The 1479-nt window shown below is 65.2% G+C and carries 1 pseudogene; it reads right to left on the bottom strand.

The features are described 5' to 3' along the window. Window positions 1-1204: pseudogene (locus tag EN750_RS33970) on the bottom strand (PAS domain-containing sensor histidine kinase); the annotation flags it as partial. Window positions 1205-1479: the final 275 nt, after the last annotated feature.

Raw genomic sequence — 1479 nt, forward strand, 5'->3', positions numbered from 1 at the left:
CGCCGGAGGGGTCGAGGCCGAATGTAGCGGCGACATCCCTGAAGCGGCGGCCGATCACGTCGGCCGCCGGCTTGCCAACGATGTCGGCGAATTCCGGCGACAGCGCGCTGAACTTGCCTTCGGCATCGGTGCGCCAGACGAAACGCACCGGCGCCGCTGCGCGGTCTATCGCCGAGACGGTCGTCGGCGTGGCCGTGGACTGGACTTCCAGGGCGGCCGGCTCTTGAGGCGCTTCAGGTCCGGACGCGGCAGGTCGCGGCGCCTGTTGCCCTCCGTCTTCGCCGGCGTTGAAGTACCAATGGTCGTGCTGCGCGGGCATGCGCTCTGCTGCCGGCCGATCGCTGTTGGCCGCCGTCGGCGCCTGTCCGATCGCATCGGCGATCTCATGCTGCTGCGATGCGGCGATGTCGCCGGCCGGCTGCGAGGCGCTCGGTTCGTCGGCCGGTGCCTCGCGACCCTGTTCCGGCTGGGAAGCCGCGTCGCCAGCAGGTGCCGTCTCGGCAATGGTTTGCGTAGGATGTTCGCCCGCAGGGGCTGTGTCGTCGAGCTGGTCCTCGTCGATCACCACCAGCAGATGCCGCTCCTCGGTCAATCTTGCCAGCCCTGCCGGGTAGGAGGCCGTGCCGCCGGGGACAAGGCGCTTGACGATGCGGTCGCTCTCGGCTGCGACGTCGGCGACCAGTGCCGCCAGCGTCTCCGGGAGGATGCCCAGTGCCGAAAATCCTTCCGAGGCCGCCTCGACGTTGCCCCCGGCATCGACAAAGGCGATGAAATGACCATCCTCGGTGAGGCCGCTAATGGCGCGCGCGGCGATTTCGCCGGCACTGCGTGACCCGGTCTGAGCCGCCGGCACTGCCAGCATGATCGCCTTTTCGGCGTCCGGCATGGTCACCGCACTGGCCAGGAAGCCGACGGCGCGGCTGGTCATGCCGGTCGCCAGCCGCACCATGATGGCGCGGTCACTGCCAATCTCGGGAAATCCGCTGGTCGCCATGATCTGGCGCCTGGCGATCACGGGCAACTGCGCCGAGGCGCCGATGATCGCCTCGATGTCGGGATAACCGAACATCGCGGCTCCTGGCCCGTTGGCCCAGATCACCTGCTCCAGATCCGCCGACAGGATCGCGATCGCGTCGCCTGCCGCAAAGCGCTGGCGGACCGCGTCGAGCACGGCGACATCGAGGAAGGAATATTCGGACGGCATGCGCTTGGCGGACCTCACGGAGCGGCGATTTTGCAGTTAACGCTTTGTTAATAAAAGCCGGAGGCGCGAAGGTCCACAAGCCAGAACGTGCAAAGGCTTGAATCTGGGCTCTTGGTTAACGGCTCAAAAGAAATTTATGGTGCACTGCAACAAAGATATTGCAACGCACAAAATTTGCCTTTATATTGCCATCATACAGGAACGAGACGGCTTTCTGTCAAAGCCGCTGCCGCTGAAAAGGATGGAAAATGTCCAGGACCAAGACCGCCGAGACG

It is taken from the genome of Mesorhizobium sp. M7A.F.Ca.ET.027.03.2.1 (assembly GCF_003999175.1).
Taxonomy (GTDB): domain Bacteria; phylum Pseudomonadota; class Alphaproteobacteria; order Rhizobiales; family Rhizobiaceae; genus Mesorhizobium.